This window comes from Streptomyces tagetis (genome assembly GCF_018069565.1).
In the GTDB taxonomy this organism is placed as follows: Bacteria; Actinomycetota; Actinomycetes; order Streptomycetales; family Streptomycetaceae; genus Streptomyces; species Streptomyces tagetis.
On record NZ_JAGPNL010000001.1, the window covers coordinates 982,299 to 1,000,782 of the forward strand.

Annotated in this window: 14 protein-coding genes and 1 pseudogene; 11 read left to right on the forward strand and 4 right to left on the reverse strand. The window is 74.7% G+C overall.

All coding sequences use genetic code 11. The features are described 5' to 3' along the window. Positions 1-33: 33 nt before the first annotated feature. Positions 34-1,860, reverse strand: a complete 1,827-nt coding sequence (locus J5Y05_RS04185) for an alpha/beta hydrolase (RefSeq protein WP_210868359.1) — start codon at positions 1,858-1,860, stop codon at positions 34-36. Between the two features lie 405 nt (positions 1,861-2,265). On the opposite strand from J5Y05_RS04185, the gene J5Y05_RS04190 reads away from it, so the two are divergent. From J5Y05_RS04190 to J5Y05_RS04210, 5 genes are all read left to right on the forward strand, one after another. Next, entirely contained in the window at positions 2,266-3,978 is a 1,713-nt protein-coding gene (locus J5Y05_RS04190; protein ID WP_210868360.1) for a PASTA domain-containing protein, read from the forward strand. A gap of 102 nt (positions 3,979-4,080) precedes the next feature. Beyond that, on the forward strand, positions 4,081-4,617 hold the full coding sequence (locus J5Y05_RS04195; RefSeq protein ID WP_210868361.1) for a GNAT family N-acetyltransferase: 537 nt from the start codon (positions 4,081-4,083) through the stop codon (positions 4,615-4,617). Between the two features lie 167 nt (positions 4,618-4,784). Then, complete coding sequence (locus J5Y05_RS04200; RefSeq protein WP_210868362.1) at positions 4,785-6,290, forward strand: ABC transporter substrate-binding protein; 1,506 nt, start codon at positions 4,785-4,787, stop codon at positions 6,288-6,290. 3 nt (positions 6,291-6,293) lie between these two features. Further along, positions 6,294-8,096 carry an ABC transporter permease subunit gene (locus tag J5Y05_RS04205; protein WP_210868363.1) on the forward strand — a complete coding sequence of 601 codons (1,803 nt, stop codon included), beginning with the start codon at positions 6,294-6,296 and terminating at the stop codon, positions 8,094-8,096. Beyond that, positions 8,093-9,358, forward strand: a complete 1,266-nt coding sequence (locus J5Y05_RS04210) for an MDR family MFS transporter (RefSeq protein ID WP_210868364.1) — start codon at positions 8,093-8,095, stop codon at positions 9,356-9,358. The genes J5Y05_RS04205 and J5Y05_RS04210 overlap by 4 nt, the downstream gene beginning before the upstream one ends. 16 nt (positions 9,359-9,374) lie before the next feature. On the opposite strand, the gene J5Y05_RS04215 is transcribed toward J5Y05_RS04210, so the two are convergent. Further along, positions 9,375-10,166, reverse strand: coding sequence for a CDP-alcohol phosphatidyltransferase family protein (locus J5Y05_RS04215; RefSeq protein ID WP_210868365.1), 792 nt, complete (start codon positions 10,164-10,166; stop codon positions 9,375-9,377). 107 nt (positions 10,167-10,273) lie between these two features. Between J5Y05_RS04215 and J5Y05_RS04220 the strand changes: the two genes are divergently transcribed. The 5 genes from J5Y05_RS04220 to J5Y05_RS04240 all read left to right on the forward strand — a co-directional run bounded on the left by J5Y05_RS04220 (position 10,274) and on the right by J5Y05_RS04240 (position 15,456). Further along, positions 10,274-11,290 carry a zinc-dependent alcohol dehydrogenase gene (locus J5Y05_RS04220; protein ID WP_210868366.1) on the forward strand — a complete coding sequence of 339 codons (1,017 nt, stop codon included), beginning with the start codon at positions 10,274-10,276 and terminating at the stop codon, positions 11,288-11,290. A gap of 149 nt (positions 11,291-11,439) precedes the next feature. Next, positions 11,440-11,838 (forward strand): 6-pyruvoyl trahydropterin synthase family protein, encoded by a 399-nt coding sequence (locus tag J5Y05_RS04225; protein ID WP_210868367.1) that lies wholly within the window; start codon positions 11,440-11,442, stop codon positions 11,836-11,838. After that, positions 11,835-13,055 carry a glycosyltransferase family 4 protein gene (locus tag J5Y05_RS04230; RefSeq protein WP_210868368.1) on the forward strand — a complete coding sequence of 407 codons (1,221 nt, stop codon included), beginning with the start codon at positions 11,835-11,837 and terminating at the stop codon, positions 13,053-13,055. The genes J5Y05_RS04225 and J5Y05_RS04230 overlap by 4 nt, the downstream gene beginning before the upstream one ends. Beyond that, the gene (locus J5Y05_RS04235; RefSeq protein WP_247614025.1) at positions 13,052-14,113 is read left to right on the forward strand and encodes a class I SAM-dependent methyltransferase; all 1,062 of its coding nucleotides are present in this window, start codon (positions 13,052-13,054) and stop codon (positions 14,111-14,113) included. The genes J5Y05_RS04230 and J5Y05_RS04235 overlap by 4 nt, the downstream gene beginning before the upstream one ends. Beyond that, positions 14,110-15,456 (forward strand): lysylphosphatidylglycerol synthase transmembrane domain-containing protein, encoded by a 1,347-nt coding sequence (locus tag J5Y05_RS04240; protein ID WP_307853695.1) that lies wholly within the window; start codon positions 14,110-14,112, stop codon positions 15,454-15,456. Before J5Y05_RS04235 ends, J5Y05_RS04240 begins: the two co-directional genes overlap by 4 nt. Here J5Y05_RS04240 and J5Y05_RS04245 read toward each other — a convergent pair. Beyond that, positions 15,342-16,064, reverse strand: a pseudogene (locus J5Y05_RS04245) (creatininase family protein); the annotation flags it as partial. The gene J5Y05_RS04240 and the pseudogene J5Y05_RS04245 overlap by 115 nt on opposite strands. Before the next feature lie 41 nt (positions 16,065-16,105). On the opposite strand from J5Y05_RS04245, the gene ribA reads away from it, so the two are divergent. Next, a complete protein-coding gene (ribA, locus tag J5Y05_RS04250) occupies positions 16,106-16,768 on the forward strand; it encodes a GTP cyclohydrolase II (protein ID WP_210868370.1) in 663 nt (220 codons plus the stop codon). A 98-nt stretch (positions 16,769-16,866) separates the two neighbouring features. On the opposite strand, the gene J5Y05_RS04255 is transcribed toward ribA, so the two are convergent. Beyond that, positions 16,867-18,231 carry an MFS transporter gene (locus J5Y05_RS04255; protein WP_210868371.1) on the reverse strand — a complete coding sequence of 455 codons (1,365 nt, stop codon included), beginning with the start codon at positions 18,229-18,231 and terminating at the stop codon, positions 16,867-16,869. Between the last annotated feature and the right edge of the window lie 253 nt (positions 18,232-18,484).

Sequence of the window (18,484 nt, forward strand, 5' to 3'; positions counted from 1 at the left end):
CGGCGGGACGGCTCTCGACACCGTCCTGCCGTCCTACTCGGGAGCGGTCACGTAGCCGTACTTGCCGACCACGACCAGCGCCTGGTTCTTCAGTGACGTCGTGCCCCGGTTCCAGTACTCGCTGTGGCCCGTGGCTCCTGTGGTTCCCATGGCGCCGGTACCCTCCGGACCCGTGTTCATCTGGTTCGCGCCGAAGGCCTCTTCGTCACTGGGGATGAGGAAGACGCCCCCGCCCGGTCTCCAACTGCTGCCGCCGTGGCCCCAGCGGCCGAGGTCGGGCACGGGGTCGCCGTCGGCCTCCTGGTTCCAGACGTGCCCCTTCGGGACGTCCATCTCGTCGGCGTGGCCGACCTTGACACCGGGGCTTCCAGCGAAGATCACGTCGTCGGCGTTGAGGGTGCCGGTCTCGGCGGCGGCTCCGATCAGGGTGGTGCCGTACGAGTGCCCGATGGCGGTACGGTGCGGTTCCCCGACGCCGGAGTGGGAAGCGTCGAGGCCGTCCAGGAACTGCCGGTAGGCGGGTGCGCCGTCGTAGGCGTAATGCTCGAAGGGGGCGTCCTTGACGACGGACTGGGGCGCGTCGTAGCCGAGCCAGGTGATGGTCGAGACGGAGGCGTCCGGTGACGTCTGGTTGGTCTGGCGCCACAGTTCGGTCATCCGGTTGATGTCGCCCCCGATCTTCTCCAGCTTGGACGTGGTGCCCGGCACGTACACCGCCTGGTGCTGAGCAGTGTCGGGGTTGCCGGTCGCGATGACGGCCCTGCCGTTCCCGTCCGGGCTGAAGTCGAGCAGGTATGCCTCGGGAAGACCCTCTTTGCCTGTGTCGTCGAAGCGGTTCTGGATGGCGTTCATGCCCTTGACGGAGGCTGTGAGCCGGCGGTACTCGTCACCGTACTTCCTGTCCCATACCATCCATTCGTCCGTGTGGACCCTGGTCGGATACATGCCTGCCGTGATCCATGTCCACTCGTCGGCGGGCGGCCTCGGGAGCGCGTCGAGCCTGAGCCGGTACTCGGAGAGTTTCTCTTCGAGCACCACCCGATTCGCCTCGTCCCTGACCTCGGCGGGCAGGCCGTCCAGCCTTCCTACGACCTCGGGATGGGCGGCGAGGTACGCATCGCGCTCTTCGGGGGCCAGTCCCTCCCACCAGTCCGCGTTCTCCTGAGGGGTCGCGTCCGTCGGAGGCCCGCCGATCGACGCCAGATACCCCTTGCCCGCCTCGCGGACTCCGCCCATGTCCGACTGGGCGTCCCTGAGGTCCTCGTCGGACACGGTCAGGTCGTCGTCAGCCTGCAGGGCACGGATCTTCGGCGCCCACTTAGCGTCCACCTCGCTCGCCTCCCTGAGGGCGTGGGCGATGCGGTCCGCGATGGCCAGAGCCTCGGCGTGGTGGGGGTTGGGATCGAAGCTCGCGGCCTGGCGTGCCACGGCCTGGGCTGTCGGATCGGTGAGGCCGCCGATGGTGCCGCCCTTGGCCGGCGACTCGGAACCGTTCTGAGGCTGTCCCTCCGGATAGGTGACGCTGCCGTCCGCATGGACGGTGAACTGCGATGCCTCCGCTGCGTCGAGCGCCGACAGGAGTCTCTTCCGGGCGGCGTCCATGTCGTATGCGAAGCCGTTGAGCGCTGTGCCGACCAGGCCGCATTGGATCTGTGTGTAGTGGAAGTCGGCCGAGAGCTTCTTCAGTTCTCCGACAGCCGCCTCCAGGGCCTTGCCGTTGAGCGATTTACGCATGCCCGCGACGACGACATTGTCGATGTGGTCCTTGGCCGTGCCGGCCATGTCAGCGGTAGAGCGATAGTCGTCGGCAGCCTGTTCGAACTCTGTGAGTTTCAGCCTTCTCAGAGTCGCGAGGTCCATGACAGGCCGTCACCGCCCCGAGCCCTGGCCGTCGAGGGGATGTGCGTCCGCGCACCGGGTGTCGATGGGGTCCCGAGCGCCGACCAAACAGCCCCGCCCGTCATCAGCAAGTCGTACCCGAACCGCTCGTGTGCGCACCGTGCCGCTGAGCGGCGTCCTGCTTGAGCTTTTCCCATGCGTCCCACGCCATGCGTCGTCCTTCCCCGTTGCGTCGGCGGCAGCTTACTCAGGAGTCGACCCGCCACCGTCGAGGCCGGGAATGGGCGCGTTCCGGGGTGCTGGGAGAGGCGTGGTGTCCTCCGCGTGCCGCGTCGCCCGGTCTCCGGGGTCGGTGCAGGTCGGGGGGGTGTCGTGGGGGTTTGGGCTGGTGGTGGGGTGGGGAGTGGGGGCCGTTAACATCCCCGTATGTCCCAGACTGCCGCGCAGCGTCTCCTGCGGAACGATCCGCGTACCACGGAGGCGGCCTCAAGTGAGCCTGATCTTCTTCCGCTTCGGGTGGCGGAGGCGTTGCTCGCCGTTCTCGGGTCCCGGGAGAAGGTGCTGGCCTTCTATAGGAGCGGGGCCGGTCACGCCGTTCTGACCGGGGAGGCCCTCATCCTGCTCGGGGGTCGGGGGCCGCAGCGCGTGCCCAGGCCGCTCACCATCGTCAAGCCCGCGCACGGGGCCCGGCGGCGCGTGGACGTGTCCGTCGAGGGGCGGAGTGTCGGTCTCTGGGGTTCCCGGGTCGACGCGTCCGGTGAGCTTCTCGAGCGGGCCGGGAAACCGGCGCCCGACGCCCTCGCCGAGGACCCGCGTACGGCCGCGGTGGCCGGGGGCGAGGCCATCACCCTGCCCGCCGAGCACCGGCGGCTGTTGCTCGACGTGCTCGGGCCCGACGAGGTCGTCCGGTCCGTCTACCACAGCGGTTGGGGCTACGCCGTGCTCACGGGTGAGGGGCTCGTCCTGCTCCGGAACCTCGTGACCCCCACGGCCGCCCGCGCCCCGCTGCCGCTGCGCATCGTGCGGCGCGCTCACGGCCTGCTCGCCACCGTCGACGTCCTCGTCGACGGGCGTACGTACAAGCTGCACGGCTCGAAGCTCGATCCCCGGGGAGAGGCGCTGGAGTCCGTCGGTGAGGTGGTGGTCCCGGGCCCCGCGGCTCCACGGCCCGGAGTGCGAAGACCTGAGGCGGCCTGGATACGCAGGCACCCCGTCCTCACCTCCGCGGCCGTCGTCGGGGTGCTCGTCGCCGGAGTGAACGCGGGCCGCGGTGGCGAACCTGCCGTGCGGGCGGCCTCGCCCGGTCCCACCGCCGAAGCCTCCGTGGTCGTCCCCGACTTCGAGGGGAGCGGCCTCCGCGCGGCGGCCACGCGGGCCGGCCTCTCGCCGTGGCGTGCCGTGTCCGTGGCCGACGCCTCCTCCGCGCACCGGCCCGTCGAGGCCACCGCGACCGGCTGGCAGGTCTGCTTCCAGAGCCCCTCCCGTGAGGAGAGGGTGCGTCCGTCGGGCGTGACCCTGACGCTGTACGCGGTCCCGGAGCGGGAGGAGTGCCCGGCGCGGCTGCGCGGTCCCCGCCTGGTGGTCATGCCGGACCTGGTGGGGGAGCGGTACCGTCACGTGGCTCGCGCGCTGGACGACCTCGGTCTTCATCGCACCGATCTCTTCCACACGTATACGGGCAAGCCGCTCGGCGACTCCGGTCGGGAGCCGGCCGACTGGACGGTGTGCCGGCAGACCCCGCAGCCCGACACCCGGGTCGAGGCCGGGGCGCAGATCGACCTCTGGCTGATCGGCCCCGGCGATCCGTGCGAGAAGCCCAGCCCCCAGCCCGATCCGACCCCTGATCCGACCCCCAAGCCCAAGCCCAAGTCCAAGCCCAGGCCCACGCCGGGAGCGCAGTCCGACGCCAAGCCTGTTCCCCGGCCCCAGCCGTCGTACGGCGGCGGAGGGGGCTCCGGCGGGTCCGGTACCGGCGGCTCGTCCGGTACCGGCGGTACGACCGGCGGAGGCCCGGCCGGGGTCGGGTTCGGGCAGGCGTGCGCCCCCGTCGGCGCCACCGCGACGACCGCCGACGGGCGGCCCGCGAAGTGCTTCATGGGCAAGGACGGCCGCGCCAGGTGGGGTTACAACTCAGGGTGACGGCTGGGCAGGACACCCCGGCGCCCAGGCTGACGGTTCGCCGGACACCCCGGCATCAAGGGGGTCGATCGACGTAAACGGCTTAATGCATATGATGTGCAAGTGCGTACTCCCGACTACACCCTCCGCACCGCCGGCCCCGTCGATCTGGATGGGGCGCGTGCCGTCATGCTCGATACCGTCTACCGGGACTTCGGGACCGGGTACGTGCCCCGGTGGCACGGGGACGTCATCGATCTGGACGGTGCGTATCTGAGGCCGGAGCGGCACACGCTGATCGTCGCCGTGGACGGGGATGGCGTGGTCGTCGCCACCGGGGCGCTGGACTCGCGTGGGCCCGCGCATCCGCCGAACCCGGTCCACGTCGCCGAGCGCTACCCCTCCGGCGAGACCGCGCAGTTGCGCCGGGTGTACGTGCGGCCCGAGCACCGGCGGCGCGGGCTGGCGCGGCGGCTCGTCGACGAGTTGCTGGCGTTCGCCGCCGCCGACGGTGGGTATCGGTCGGTGTATCTGCACACCGACCCCGCCGTGACCGGCGCCGAGCCCTTCTGGAGGTCCCTCGCCAAGGTCGTGCACGACGAACGGGAGGACCCGGGCGGCGGTCAGGGCATCGTGCACTTCGAGGTGCCCTTCGGGTGAGCGGTGCGGGCGCTGCCCCGGCTGCCCCAGGGGGCTCGGGGCCGGAGTGGGAATGGTTTTCATGTAGAGTCCCGCTCGGTGCCGCCAAGCCCCCGACACCGTGCCCCGCGCCGTACGTACACCTCCCACCCCGACCTCCGCCCCACCCCGACCCCACCCCGAGGATCATGCGCTCCCCTCTCCGCCCCCGGCTGCTCGCCCCGCTTCTCCTGCTGCCGCTCATAGCCGGCTGTTTCGCCTCCGGTGGTGGTGAGGCGTCGGGTTCCGGTGACGGGGGCTCCGGTGGGGCCCGGCTCCGGGTCGCCCTCGCCTTCCCGCCCGCCGAGAACCTGTCGCCGTACGGCGCCGACGCCACCCTCCTCAGTCGGCTCGGCGTCACCGAGGGGCTCACCGCGCTCGACGCCAACGGTGCCGCCGCCCCCGCGCTCGCCGAGTCCTGGCGGCGTGAGAACGACCGGACCTGGACCTTCAGCCTGCGCGAGGCCACCTTCCAGGACGGCAGCGACGTGACCCCCGCCGCCGTCGCCGACTCCCTCACCCGCGCCGGTGCCGCCGAGCCCGCGCCGGCCGCCCTCGCCGGTGTCACCCTCACCGCCGAGGCCGCCGGCGACCGCGTGGTCCGGGTCACCACCGCCGAGCCCGACCCCGTCCTGCCGCTGCGGCTGTCCAGCCCGAGCCTCGCCGTGCTCTCCGCGAAGGCGTACGGCAAGGACGGGCGCGTCGACCCGGTCGGCACCGCCACCGGGCCCTTCGAGCTGACCAAGGTGAACGGGGCCGCCTCCGCCTCCCTCGACCGGTTCGACGACTACTGGGGCGGACGCGCCCAGGCCGCCGGTGTCGACGCCCGCTTCATCGCCGACGGCACCGCCCGCGCCAACGCCCTGCGCACCGGCGAACTCGACATCGCCGAGGCCGTTCCGGTCGCCCAGGCCGCGACCCTGGACAAGGACACCCGGCGCGACACCGCCACCACCCGCACCACCAGCCTCCTCCTCAACGCCTCCTCCGGCCCGTTCAAGGACGCCGGACTGCGCGCCGCCGCCCGTGCCGCGCTGGACACCTCCGTTTTCGCCAAGGACGTGTACGAGGGGCACGCCGACCCGGGCGCCGGCATCTACGGACCCGCCGTGAGCTGGGCCGAGGGCAAGCGGAAGGCCCCCGTCGGACGCGCCGAGGCGAAGCGGCCCGGCGGCGCGTCGATCACCCTGGCCACCTACGACAACCGGCCCGAACTGCCCGAGGTCGCCCAGGTGGTCAAGGACCAACTGGAGAAGGCCGGCTTCACGGTGAAGCTCACCGTCCGCGAGTACTCCCGGCTGGAGAGCGACGCCCTGGACGGGAAGTTCGACGCCTTCGTCCTCGCCCGCAACACACTCCTCGACACCGGGGACCCGGTGGGCATCCTCGCCGCCGACTACACCTGCGACGGTGGTTACGCCATCGCCCAGCTCTGCGACAAGGACGTCGACAAGGCCGTGGCCGAGGCCGAGAAGACCGCCGACACCGAGAAGCGGCGGGACGCGGCCATGGCCGCCGAGGCCCGCATCCTCGGCTCCGACGCGGTCGTGCCCCTGGTGCACCAGCGGATCATCACCGGCGTCGCCGCCTCCGTCCAGGGCGTCGTCCTCGACCCGTACGAGCGCACCCTCGTCGGTACCGGCACGCGGCGCTGACCCGTGCGCCGGCAGGTGACCGCCCTGGTGTGGCGGGTCGTGCTCGCCGCCGCCCTGGTGTGCGGCGTCGGCCTGCTGCCCTGGCTCTCGCGTACCGACCCGGCGCTGACCGTCCTCAAGGCCCGCTCCGCCGACCGCGATCCGGACCCCGAGGTGCTCGCCGCCATCCGCGAGCAACTCGGTCTCGACGCAGGCCCGCTGCACCTGCTCACCCGCTGGCTCGGCGGGCTCGGCCGCGGGGACGCCGGGGACTCCTGGATCTCCGGCACCCCCGTCCTGCCCGACGTGGCGCGGGCGCTCGGTGCCTCCCTGCTCCTCATGGCGTCGGCGCTGGCCGTCGCCGCGCTCACCGCCGCCCTCGTCTGCGCCCGCACCCTGCGCCTCGGCGCGCGGCGGGGGCTCGGCGGGCGGCGCCGGGGCGGCACCGGCTCCGCGATGGCCGCCGCGCTGCCCGAGTTCCTGCTCGCCTCCGTCCTTTCCACCGTCGTCGGTGTCCAGCTCGGCTGGCTGCCCGCCCTCGGCTGGTACGGACCCGCGTGGACGGTGCTGCCCGCGCTCGCCCTCGGCCTGCCCGCCGGGGCCCTGCTCGGGCGGCTTCTCGACGACCTCCTGCCCGGTGCCTTCGGTGAACCGTGGGCGCTGGCCGCCGCCGCCCGCGGACTGCCCGGCCGGCGCGTCGCCCGCCAGGCGCTGCGCCGCTGCGTGCCCGCGCTCCTGCCCAACCTCGGCCTCTTCGTCGTCGGACTGACCGGCGGCGCGGTCGCCGTCGAGCAGGTCTTCGACATCCCCGGCCTCGGCCGCGCCACCCTCCAGGCCGCCCTCGCCCAGGACCTGCCCGTGCTCCAGGCGGGCACCCTCGCCCTGGTCCTGCTCGCCGCCCTAGCCACCGGCGCCACCCGCCTCGCGGCCCGCCTGCTCACCGGGCCCGCCCTGCGCGACGGCGCCCTCTTCTCCCTGCACCGGCCCGCCCCGCCCGGCCGCGCCCTGCCGCCGCTGCTGTGCGGCGCCGCCCTGCTCGCCGTGACCGGCGCCGGGCTCGTCCGCGACCCGCTCGCCGTCGCCACCGGGCAGCGGCTCCAGGCGCCCTCCGCCGCACACCCCTTCGGCACCGACGCCCTCGGCCGCGACCTGCTCGCCCGGGTCGGCCACGGCGCCCTCGACACCCTGCTCCTCGCCGGTGCCATCAGCGCCGCCGCGCTCCTCGCCGGCGTCCTGCTGGGCCTCGTACCGCGCCTGTCCGGGCCGCTCGTCGACACGGTCAACGCCGTCCCGCCGGTCCTCGTCGCGCTCCTGGTCACCGCCGTAGCCGGGAGCGGCACGGCCACCCCGGCCCTCGCCGTGGCCGCCGTCGCCTGGGCGCCGCTCGCCGCGCACACCGCCTCCCTCCTGGCCCAGGAACGCGCCACCCTGCACATCACCGCCACCCGCGGACTGGGCGCCGGACGCTGGTACCTGCTCCGCCGCGAACTGCTCCCCGCCGTCCTGCCGTCCGTGCTCCGCCACGCCCTGCTGCGGCTGCCCGGCGTCGCCCTCGCCCTCGCCTCCCTCGGCTTCCTCGGCCTGGGCGCCCAGCCGCCGTCCCCCGAGTGGGGCCTGCTCCTCGCCGAGAACCAGCCCTACGCCGAACGCGCCCCCTGGGCCGTCCTCGCCCCCGCCGCCGTCCTCGCCCTGCTCGGCGCGGTGGCCGTCACCGCCGCGGGCGCCCTGCGCCGGCCGCCGCGGCGGCACCGTACCCCCGTACCCGGCACACCCCCGACCGGCCGGGGGGACAGGGCGGGGCGAAAGACGCTCGCGGGGGTCGGATGACCGCCCTGTCCGACGGCCGGGCCGCGCGGGCGGCGTCCGGGCGCACCCCGCGCACCCCGCTCTCGCCGCTGCTGAGGCTGCTCGTCCTCACCCAACTCGCCTTCAACATCGGCTTCTTCGCCGTGCTGCCCTTCCTCGCCGACCATCTGGGGCGGGGCATCGGCATGGCCGGCTGGCTGGTCGGGCTCGTCCTCGGCCTGCGTACCTTCAGCCAGCAGGGCCTCTTCGTGGTCGGCGGCGCGCTCGCCGACCGGTACGGCATCCGGCCGGTCGTGCTCGCCGGCTGCGTGCTGCGGATCGCCGGTTTCGGCTGGCTCGGGTACGCCGAGAGCACCGGGGCGGTCGTCTCGGCGGTGCTGCTCATCGGGTTCGCCGCCGCGCTGTTCTCCCCGGCGGTCGAGTCCGAGGTCGCCCGGCAGGCCGTGCTGTGGGAACGGGAGGGCGGCGGGGACCGGACCCGGGTGCTCGCGCTGTTCACCGTCGCCGGACAAGTGGGCGCCTTCGCCGGTCCGTTGCTGGGCGCCCTGCTGCTCGCCGTCGACTTCCGCACCGCGTGCCTGGCCGGGGCCGGCGTCTTCGTCCTGGTCCTCGCGGGGCACGCCCGGCTGCTGCCGCAGCACCTGCCCGGCCGGGAGCGCACCCGCGTGCGGGGCGGGGCCCGGCTGCTCCTGCGCAACCGGCGCTTCCTCGCGCTGTGCGCCGCCTACGGTGCCTGTCTGCTCGCCTACAACCAGCTCTACCTGGCCCTGCCCGCCGAGGTGACGCGGGCCGCCGGGTCCCAGGCGCCGCTGGCCTGGCTCTTCGCCCTCTCCTCGCTGCTGGTGGTGACCGCGCAACTGCCGGTCACGCGGTGGGCGGGGGAGCGGCTGACGATGCGCCGGTCGATGGCGGCGGGGCTGGTGACGGTGGCGGCCGGCTTCGCCGTCGTGGCCTGCGCCCGGCCGGCCGGCTGGACGGGTACGGCAGGTCTGCTGCCCGCCGCCGCCTTCGTGGTCCTGCTGACCGTCGGCCAGATGCTCGTGGCGCCGGTCGCCCGCGCCTGGGTGCCCGACCTCGCCGAGGACGGCCGTCTCGGTCTCTACACGGGGGCGCTGTCGTCCGTGTCCGGACTCGTCGTCCTGGCAGGCAGCTCCGCGACCGGACTCTTGCTGGACAGCGGTCTGCCGGGGTCCGTGCCCTGGCTGGTCCTCGCCGCGGTGCCGCTGGCCGCGGCGGCCCTGCTGCCCCGTACGGAACGGAGCGGGGCGGCGGGTGCGGGGTGAGGGGCGTCCCGCACCCTCACCGCGCCACGAGTTCCCGCACCGCGCCCGTCGGCTCCACCGTCGCCGACCCCGTCCGCGCCGGGGCCTGCGTCCGCCGCGGCGAGGTGCGCCACAGCCACAGCACGTCCCGGCCGAAGGACCACACCAGCAGGCCCAGCGCCAGCAGCGCCACCCCGGTGTTGACCGCCTCCGGCAGCAGCCGGGCCCCCGCCACCAGCAGCAGCACCCCCTGGAGCGCCGCCACCGTCTTGCGCGCGGTGCTCGGCGGCAGCGGCGCGGTCAGCCACGGCCACACGCGGGCGGCGGCGACGAACACGTACCGCATGCCGCCGATCAGGAGCACCCACGGGCCCAGGTCGGCCGCCACGTAGACGCTGAGCACCAGGATGAGGAAGGCGTCCACCTCCATGTCGAAGCGCGCCCCCAGTTCGGTCGAGGTGCCCGTGCGGCGGGCGACCTTGCCGTCGACGCCGTCGAGGATCAGCGCCACCGCCGTGAGGCCGACGAGCAGCGAGACCGGCGGCGCGCTGCGGAAGGAGTCCGCGACCAGCGCGGTCACGCCGCCGACCAGGGTGGCCCGGCCGAGCGTGACCCGGTTGGCCGGGCCGAAGGAGGGCGGCCGGGTCCGGCCGAGCGCCCGCGTGAGCACGGCCCAGGTGGCGAACGCGAACGCCAGGCCGGTCAGCCAGCCCGCCGTGCCCATGCCGATCGCGGTGCCGAGCAGCACCAGCAGCAGCACCTGAAGGGCCGCCCCCACCGCGGTCTCCTGCTGGGCGGGCCTCGCGTCGTACGTGTTGTTCAGGGCCACCGAACACCCTCCGGCCGTGTGACAGAGTCGATCAACGCCGCTACCTTGTGCGCGGCCTGTGCTCCCTCGGTACGTGGCAGGCTTCCCGATCGTTCAGGAGGACGACGATGACCCCGACCATCCCGGCGGGCCCGACGACCCGTACGGCCCACGCGTTCTGGCTCGACGCGCCCGGCCGGGGCACCGTCCGCGAGGTGGAGCTGCCCGCGCCCGGCCCCGACGAGGTGCTGGTGCGCGCCCTCTACTCCGGCGTGAGCCGGGGCACCGAGACGCTGGTCTTCCAGGGCCGCGTGCCCGAGAACCAGTACGCGGCGATGCGCGCCCCCTTCCAGGAGGGCGACTTCCCCGGCCCGGTGAAGTACGGCTACCTCAGCGTGGGCGTCGTCGAGGAGGGGCCCGCGGAGCTGACCGGCCGCACCGTCTTCTGCCTCCACCCGCACCAGACCCGCTACGTCGTCCCCGCCGCCGCCGTCACGCCCGTGCCGGCGTCGGTGCCCGCCGCGCGGGCCGTGCTGGCCGGCACGGTGGAGACCGCGGTCAACGCCCTGTGGGACGCGGCGCCCCTGATCGGCGACCGGATCAGCGTGGTCGGCGGCGGCATGGTGGGCTGCTCGGTCGCGGCTCTGCTGGCCCGGTTCCCGGGCGTCCGCGTCCAGTTGGTCGACGCGGACCCGGCCCGCGCGGCGGTCGCCGAGGCGCTGGGCGTCGGCTTCGCCGCGCCCGCCGACGCCGAGGGCGAGCGCGACCTCGTCGTGCACGCCTCCGCCACCGAGGCCGGGCTCGCCCGCTGCCTCGAACTCCTGCGCCCCGAGGGCACGGTCGTCGAGCTGAGCTGGTACGGGGACCGGCGCGTCGCCCTCCCGCTCGGCGAGGCGTTCCACTCCCGGCGCCTGACGCTGCGCGGCAGCCAGGTCGGCACCGTCTCCCCGGCCCGTGCCGCGACCCGCGGTCACGCCGACCGGCTGGCCCTCGCCCTCGACCTGCTCGCGGACCCGGCGCTGGACGCCCTCGTCACCGGCGAGTCGGATTTCACCGAACTCCCCGTCGTCCTCGCGAAGATCGCCTCCGGAGAGCTGCCCGCCCTGTGCCACCGCGTCCGTTACGACGCCCCCGGCCGGTCCTGACCCTCCGCCACGCCCGGGACGGCCCCCTGCCTGACCTTGAGAAAAGAGGTGCGGCACGCTGAACACGGCACGGCACGCGGCCGTAATAGACGGCACCCCGCGCAGCGACCGGCGGGGGATCAGACGCGCCACACCTGGAGGGTCGTCCGTTGTTCAGCATCACCGTCCGCGATCACATCATGATCGCCCACAGTTTCCGCGGCGACGTCTTCGGGCCCGCGCAGGCCCTGCACGGTGCCACGTTCCTGGTGGACGCCACGTTCCGGCGCGAGCAGCTCGACGACGACAACATCGTGGTCGACATCGGCCTGGCCACCCAGGAACTGAGTGCCGTGGCCGGAGAGTTGAACTACCGCAACCTCGACGACGAACCCGACTTCGCCGGGATCAACACCTCCACGGAGTTCCTGGCCAAGGTCATCGCCGACCGGCTCGCCGAGCGCGTCCACAAGGGCGCGCTGGGCGAGGGCGCCAAGGGCCTGGCCGGCCTCACCGTCACCCTGCACGAGTCGCACGTCGCCTGGGCGAGTTACGAGCGTGCGCTGTGAACCACACCACCACCGCGGCCGGTTCGGCCGGTACGGTCCCCGGCCGCGCCGGCCGGCTCGCCTACGTACCCGCACAGGCGTCCGTCCGGACCGCCCCGAGGAACGGCGGGATCATCCCCATGTCCCTGCGCTCCGTGCACTTCGTCATGCCGGGCGGGGTCGACGACCCGTCCGCGCCGAGCGGCGGCAACGCCTACGACCGGCGCATCGGCCTCGACCTGCCCGGCTTCGGCTGGCGGGTGCGGCCCCTCGCCGTGGCCGGCACCTGGCCCCGCCCCGACGAGACGGCCCGCGCCGAACTCGCCCGCGCCCTGCGCCGGTTGCCGGACGGCGCCGTGGTCCTGCTGGACGGGCTGGTGGCCTGCGGTGTCCCGGAGATCGTCGTCCCGGAGGCCGAGCGGCTGCGCATGGTGGTCCTCGTCCACCTCCCGCTCGGCGACGAGACCGGCCTCGACCCCGCCGTCGCCGCCGACCTGGACGCCCGGGAGCGGGCCGTGCTGCGCGCGGTGCCGGCGGTCGTCGCCACCAGCGACTGGGCGGTGCGGCGCCTCGTCTCCCACCACGGCCTCGCCCCCGAACGCGTCCACGTCGCCGCCCCCGGCGCCGACATCGCCCCGCTCGCCCCCGGCACCGACGGCGTCTCGCGGCTGCTGTGCGTCGCCGCCGTGACCCCGCGCAAGGGCCAGCACCGGCTGGTGGAGGCGCTGGCCGCGGTGACCGACCTGCCGTGGAGCTGCGTGTGCGTCGGCGGGCTCGGCCACGACCCGGCCTACGTCGACCGGCTGCGCGCGATGATCCGTGACCACGGGCTGGAGGACCGGCTGGAACTGGCCGGACCCGCTTCCGGCACCGACCTCGACGCCCGCTACGCCACCGCCGACCTGATGGTCCTCACCTCGTACGCCGAGACGTACGGCATGGCGGTGACCGAGGCGCTGGCCCGGGGCATCCCCGTGCTGGCCACGGACGTCGGCGGGCTGCCGGAGGCCGTCGGACGCGCCCCCGACGGCGGGGTGCCCGGCATCCTGGTGCGGCCGGAGGACCCCGGCGCGCTCGCCGCCGAACTGCGCGGCTGGTTCGGCGAGGCCGACGTACGGCGCCGGCTGAAGTCCGCCGCGCGCAACCGCCGCGCCGCCCTCAACGGCTGGGCGTCCACGGCCCAGAGCCTGGCCGGCGTGCTGCGCCGGCTGCCGAGCGAACCCCGGAGGGCGGCATGACCAGCCCCACGGCCCCCGCCGGTCCCACCGGCCTGGCCCCCGCCGCGCCCGCCGACGCCCCTGCCGCGCCCGCCGCCTCCACCGGAGCGGCGCCCGGCGCGACCGGCCCGGACGGTGTGATTCCCGGCGCCGGACCCGCCGGCCGCCCCGCACCGCGCCCCGGCGAACGCCCCGCCCCGCCCATCCCCGGGGAACCGGCGGGAGAGGAAGGGCCCGAGGGGGAGGAGGCACCGCGCTACGCGCCCGAGTGGCTGCGGCTGCGCGAGGGCGCCGACGCCGCCGCGCGCGCCCACGACCTGCTCGACCCGCTCCGCATCCGCCTCGCCAACCTGCCCGGACGCGCGGGCGGCCGGGTCGTGCACGACCTGGGCTGCGGCACCGGCTCCATGGGACGCTGGCTCGCCCCGCGCCTGGACGGCGCCCAGCACTGGGTCCTGCACGACCGCGACCCCTACCTGCTGCACTTCGCCGCCGTCGGCGCCCCCCGCTCCGCCGCCGACGGCAGCCGCGTCACCGTCGAGACCCGCCGCGGCGACGTCGCCCGCCTCACCCCGGACGCGCTGGTCGGCGCCTCGCTGGTCACGGCCTCCGCGCTGCTCGACGTGCTCACCGCCGAGGAGGTCGGCGCCCTCGCCGCCGCCTGCGCCGGGGCGGGCTGCGCCGCGCTGCTGACCCTCTCCGTCGCCGGACGCGTGGACCTGACCCCCGCGCACCCCCTGGACGGCGAGATCGCCGAGGCGTTCAACGACCACCAGCGGCGCGGCGGACTGCTCGGCCCGGACGCCGTCTCCGTCGCCGCCGACGCCTTCGCCGCGCACGGCGCGACCGTACGCCTGCACGCCAGCCCCTGGCACCTGGGCCCCGGCGACGCCGAACTGACCGCGCAGTGGCTGCGCGGCTGGGTCGGCGCGGCCGTCGAACAACGCCCCGGGCTGCGGGAACCGGCCGCACGGTACCTCGCGGCGCGGCTCGCCGAGTGCGCGACCGGGGAACTGCGCGTCACCGTCCACCACAGCGACCTGCTCGCCCTGTGCCGTCCGGCGGGCGGCGCCCCGTGAGCACCGGGGCGGCCGGCGCGCGGAGCGTACGGGGCGAGGGCACCGCCCGCGCGTCCCGGTGGCGCCGCGCCCTGCGGACCGTACGCCCCCACCTGGGGACCCTCGCCGGAGTCGTCCTCCTCGCCGTGCTGCTGTGGCGGCTGGGCACCGGCGCCTTCCTGGACGGACTGCGCCGGATCGACGGGCCGACGCTGCTGGCGGCGCTCGGCATCGGCCTGGTGACCACGGTCTGCTCCGCCTGGCGCTGGTCCCTGGTCGCCCGGGGACTGGGCATCCGGCTGCCGCTGCGCCCGGCCGTGGCCGACTACTACCGGGCCCTGTTCCTCAATGCGGCCCTGCCCGGCGGCGTCCTCGGCGACGTGCACCGCGCGGTGCGGCACGGGCGCGACGCCGGGGACCTGCGGCGCGGAGTGCGGGCCGTCGTCCTCGAACGGGCCGCCGGACAACTGGCGTTGATGGGGGTCGGGGCGGTGGTGCTGCTCACGATGGCATCGCCGGTACTGGCCCCGGCCCGTCAGCTCGCCCCGCTCGCTGGCCTGGCGGTCCTGGGCACGCTCGCCGTCGTCCTCGCCGTACGGATGAACCGGCCGGCCTCGCACCGGCCGGGGCGCCGGGGCCGGGCCGTGCGGGCGGTGCTCGGCGAGGCCCGGCGGACGCTGCTGTCCCGGAGTACCGGGCCGGGGATCGCGCTGTCGTCCGCCGTCGTCCTCGCCGGCCACCTGGTCATGTTCGTGCTCGCCGCGCGGGTCGCCGGGAGCGCCGCCCCGGTCGCGGTGCTGGTGCCGCTGGCCGTCCTCGCGCTGCTCGCCATGGGGCTGCCGCTGAACGTCGGCGGCTGGGGGCCCCGGGAGGGCGTCACCGCCTGGGCGTTCGGCGCGGCCGGACTGGGCGCCGGAAGCGGACTGGGCGTCGCCGTGGTCTACGGGGTGCTCGGCTTCGCGGCGAGCCTGCCGGGCGCCGCCGTCCTCGTGGCCCGCCGCCGCGCCGCCGCGCCCGCCGTGGAGGAGGCCGAGGTGGCCGGTGCCGTGGGCGAGACGATCCTCGCCGGCGGCCCGGCGCAACCGCGTCCGCCGCTGCGGGACACCGTACGGCAGGCCCCGGGCCGCCCCGGTGAGCGGGCCGTCGTGGGGCGGGCCGGGGAACCGGCCGGGGCGGTGGGCGGCGCCGAGCCGCACCACGCGCCCCGCGTCGCCTATCCCCGCTCGCCCCCCTGGACGGGAATGTCCGCCGACGTGAGCAGCGAGAAATACGCGCCGAAGGAATCCGTGAGACTCGCCAGGATTTCCTTCCCCTTTTCCGCGGAACCGAGTGAAGGCCGCCCGACGACACCGGAATCGGTATAGGCGGACATACCGAGGGAGAGCAGATGACGCCGGTCGTCGGAGATGACATCGGCGGCCTCGTAACCGGGCCGGACGAATTCGGGATGGGTGTGCAGAAGGACGGAGGTCTCGATTTCCCCCGCGTGCATGTCGGTGAGGAGCGAGGTGGCCACCCCCGCCCGCTCCCGCGCCGTCTCCCAGTCCTCCACGGCCGGGAACAGCGCCATCCGCTCACCGCGCGCGGACGACTCCTGAACGACGTTGCCCAGCACGTAGTTGCCGCCGTGTCCGTTGACCACCACCAGGGCGTCGACGCCCGAGCGGCGCAGCGATTCCGCTATGTCCCGTACCACCGCGTGCAGGGTGACCGCGGAGATGCTGACGGTGCCCGGCCAGGCGGCGTGCTCGTGCGAGCAGCCGATCGTCACCGGCGGCAGCAGGTGCACCGGATAGGCGGCGGCGATCCGGCGGGCGACGGCGCAGGCGACGAGCGTGTCGGTCGCCAGCGGCAGATACGGCCCGTGCTGCTCGAAACTCCCCACCGGCAGGACGGCGACCTGCCGCGCCACCCCCGCGGCCCGGCCGCGTACATCCTCCGTGGTGTCCGCCGGCACCAGTGAAACATCCATTCCCGCACGGCCTTTCGTCTCTGTTGAGGAACGTGAGAATCATGACAGACAACATTGGCATACTCGGCAAGAAAGCAGCGCAGCGCACCGGTGTGGAACGGGTCGTGGTGACGCCGCTTCCCACCGTGTACGGGGAATTCCGGGCGTTCGGATATGTGGACCACGACCGCGGTGACGAGCATGTGGCGCTGGTCCACGGCGACCTGGGCAGCGACGGGGTGCTCGCCCGGCTGCACTCGGAGTGCCTGACCGGGGACGCCTTCGGCTCGCAGCACTGCGAGTGCGGAGACCAACTCGACTCGGCGCTGCGCGCGGTGGTCGCGGCGGGCAGCGGGGTCGTCCTCTATCTGCGCGGTCACGAGGGGCGCGGCATCGGGCTGCTGGCCAAGCTGCGGGCGATGGCGTTGCAGGCGGAGGGCCTGGACACGGTGGAGGCGAACCTCGCCCTGGGCCTGCCGGTGGACGCCCGGGACTACGGGGCCGCCGCCGGGATGCTGGCGGACCTCGGGGTGGAGTCGGTGCGGCTGATGTCCAACAACCCGCGCAAGCGGGAGGCGTTGGCGCTGCACGGCATCCGGGTCGAGGAGCAGGTGCCGCTGCTGATCCCGCCGTGCGAGAGCAACATCACCTATCTGCGCACGAAGCGGGAGCGCCTGGACCACCACCTGCCCCACCTGGACGCGATGGTCCACGCCTCGTCCTGACTCTGGCCGGGAACGGCCGGGAACGGCCGGGAACGACGAGAGGGGCGGTGCGGGCCCGGCACACCGGGCCCCGCCCGCCCCTTCGGCGTACGGGCGCGTCAGGCGTCCACCGTCTCCCGCGGGGCCGGCTCCCGGGCCGTCCGCTCGCCCAGCTCCTCCGTCGGGACCCGGTGGGTCTCGCGGGCGGTGAGCGCGGCGACCACCGGCGGGACGCACAGGGCGGCCGTGAAGAGGGCGACCGCGAACCAGTCGTCGCCGCCCGGACCGGCGATCCGCGCCGCGAAGGTCACCGCGAACCCGGCGACGGCGAACCCGATCTGGGTGCCGATGGCCACGCCGGAGAGCCGGACCCGGGTCGAGAACATCTCGCCGTAGAAGGCGGGCCAGACCCCGTTCGCGGCGCTGTAGACGATGCCGAAGGCGACGATGCCGAGCAGGAACGTCAGCGCGTAGGAGCCGGTCGAGATCGACCACAGGTACAGGAACATGGCGCCCGCGCTGCCGGCCGCGCCGATCAGGAACACCGGGCGGCGTCCGACGCGGTCGGAGAGCATGGCCCACAGCGGGATCGCGCCGAGCGCGACGACGTTGGCGAGCGCCCCCACCCACAGCATGGCGGTACGGGACATGCCGACCGCGTCGCTCGTGGCGTACGCCAGCGCCCACACCGTGAAGATGGTGCTGACCGAGGCGATGAGCGCGGCGGCGACCACCCGCAGCACGTCCGCCCAGTGGTCACGGGCGAGCACGGCCAGCGGCATCTTCACGACGCCCTCGCCGGCCGCCCGCTGGGCGACGAAGGCCGGGGTCTCGTCCAGCTTGCGCCGGATCACGAAGCCGACGACGGCGACCGCGACGCTCATCCAGAAGGGAACCCGCCAGCCCCAGGAGAGCAGGTGCTCCTCGGGCAGCGCGGCGACCGGCAGGAAGACCAGGGTGGCGAGCAACTGGCCGCCCTGCGTGCCGCTGAGGGTGAAACTGGTGAAGAAGCCGCGCCGGTGGGGCGGCGCGTGTTCCAGCGTCATGGAGTTGGCGCTCGCCTGTTCGCCCGCGGCCGAGATGCCCTGGAGCACGCGGCAGAGCACCAGCAGGGTCGGGGCGAGCGTGCCCACCTGGTCACGGGTGGGCAGACAGCCGATCAGGAAGGTCGACACGCCCATCAGCATCAGCGTGAACACCATGATCTTCTTGCGGCCGAGGCGGTCGCCCACGTGGCCGAGGAAGAGGGCGCCGACCGGACGGGCCGCGTACGCCACGCCGAACGTGGCCAGCGACAGCAGGGTCGCGGTGGCCGGGTCGGACTCGTCGAAGAAGACCTGCGGGAAGATCAGCGCGGCGGCGCTGCCGTAGATGAAGAAGTCGTAGTACTCCAGGGCGCTGCCGATCCACGCGGCGGCTGCGGCCTTCCTCGGCTGGCCGGGCGGTGCGGCGTCGGCGGGGGTCGGGGCGGCGGGGACGGACACGGCGTGCTCCTTCGGGAAACTCCACCGTAGGCGGCGTACGGGGAGGGTACGGGGGCGTGCGGGGTGTGGGGGAGGGGGCCGGTCGGCTAATTAACCCACTGGGTAGTTAGTCGCGGTGGGAGGGATGTTGCGCGCACGTGTCCCGTGTGTCAAGAGGTGTCGTCGCGCGGACCGTCCCGCCGCGCCCGCCCGCGTCGTCCCGGGCACCGTCCCGCCGCGTCCGCCCGCGCCCGCCCGGGAACCGCCCCGCCCC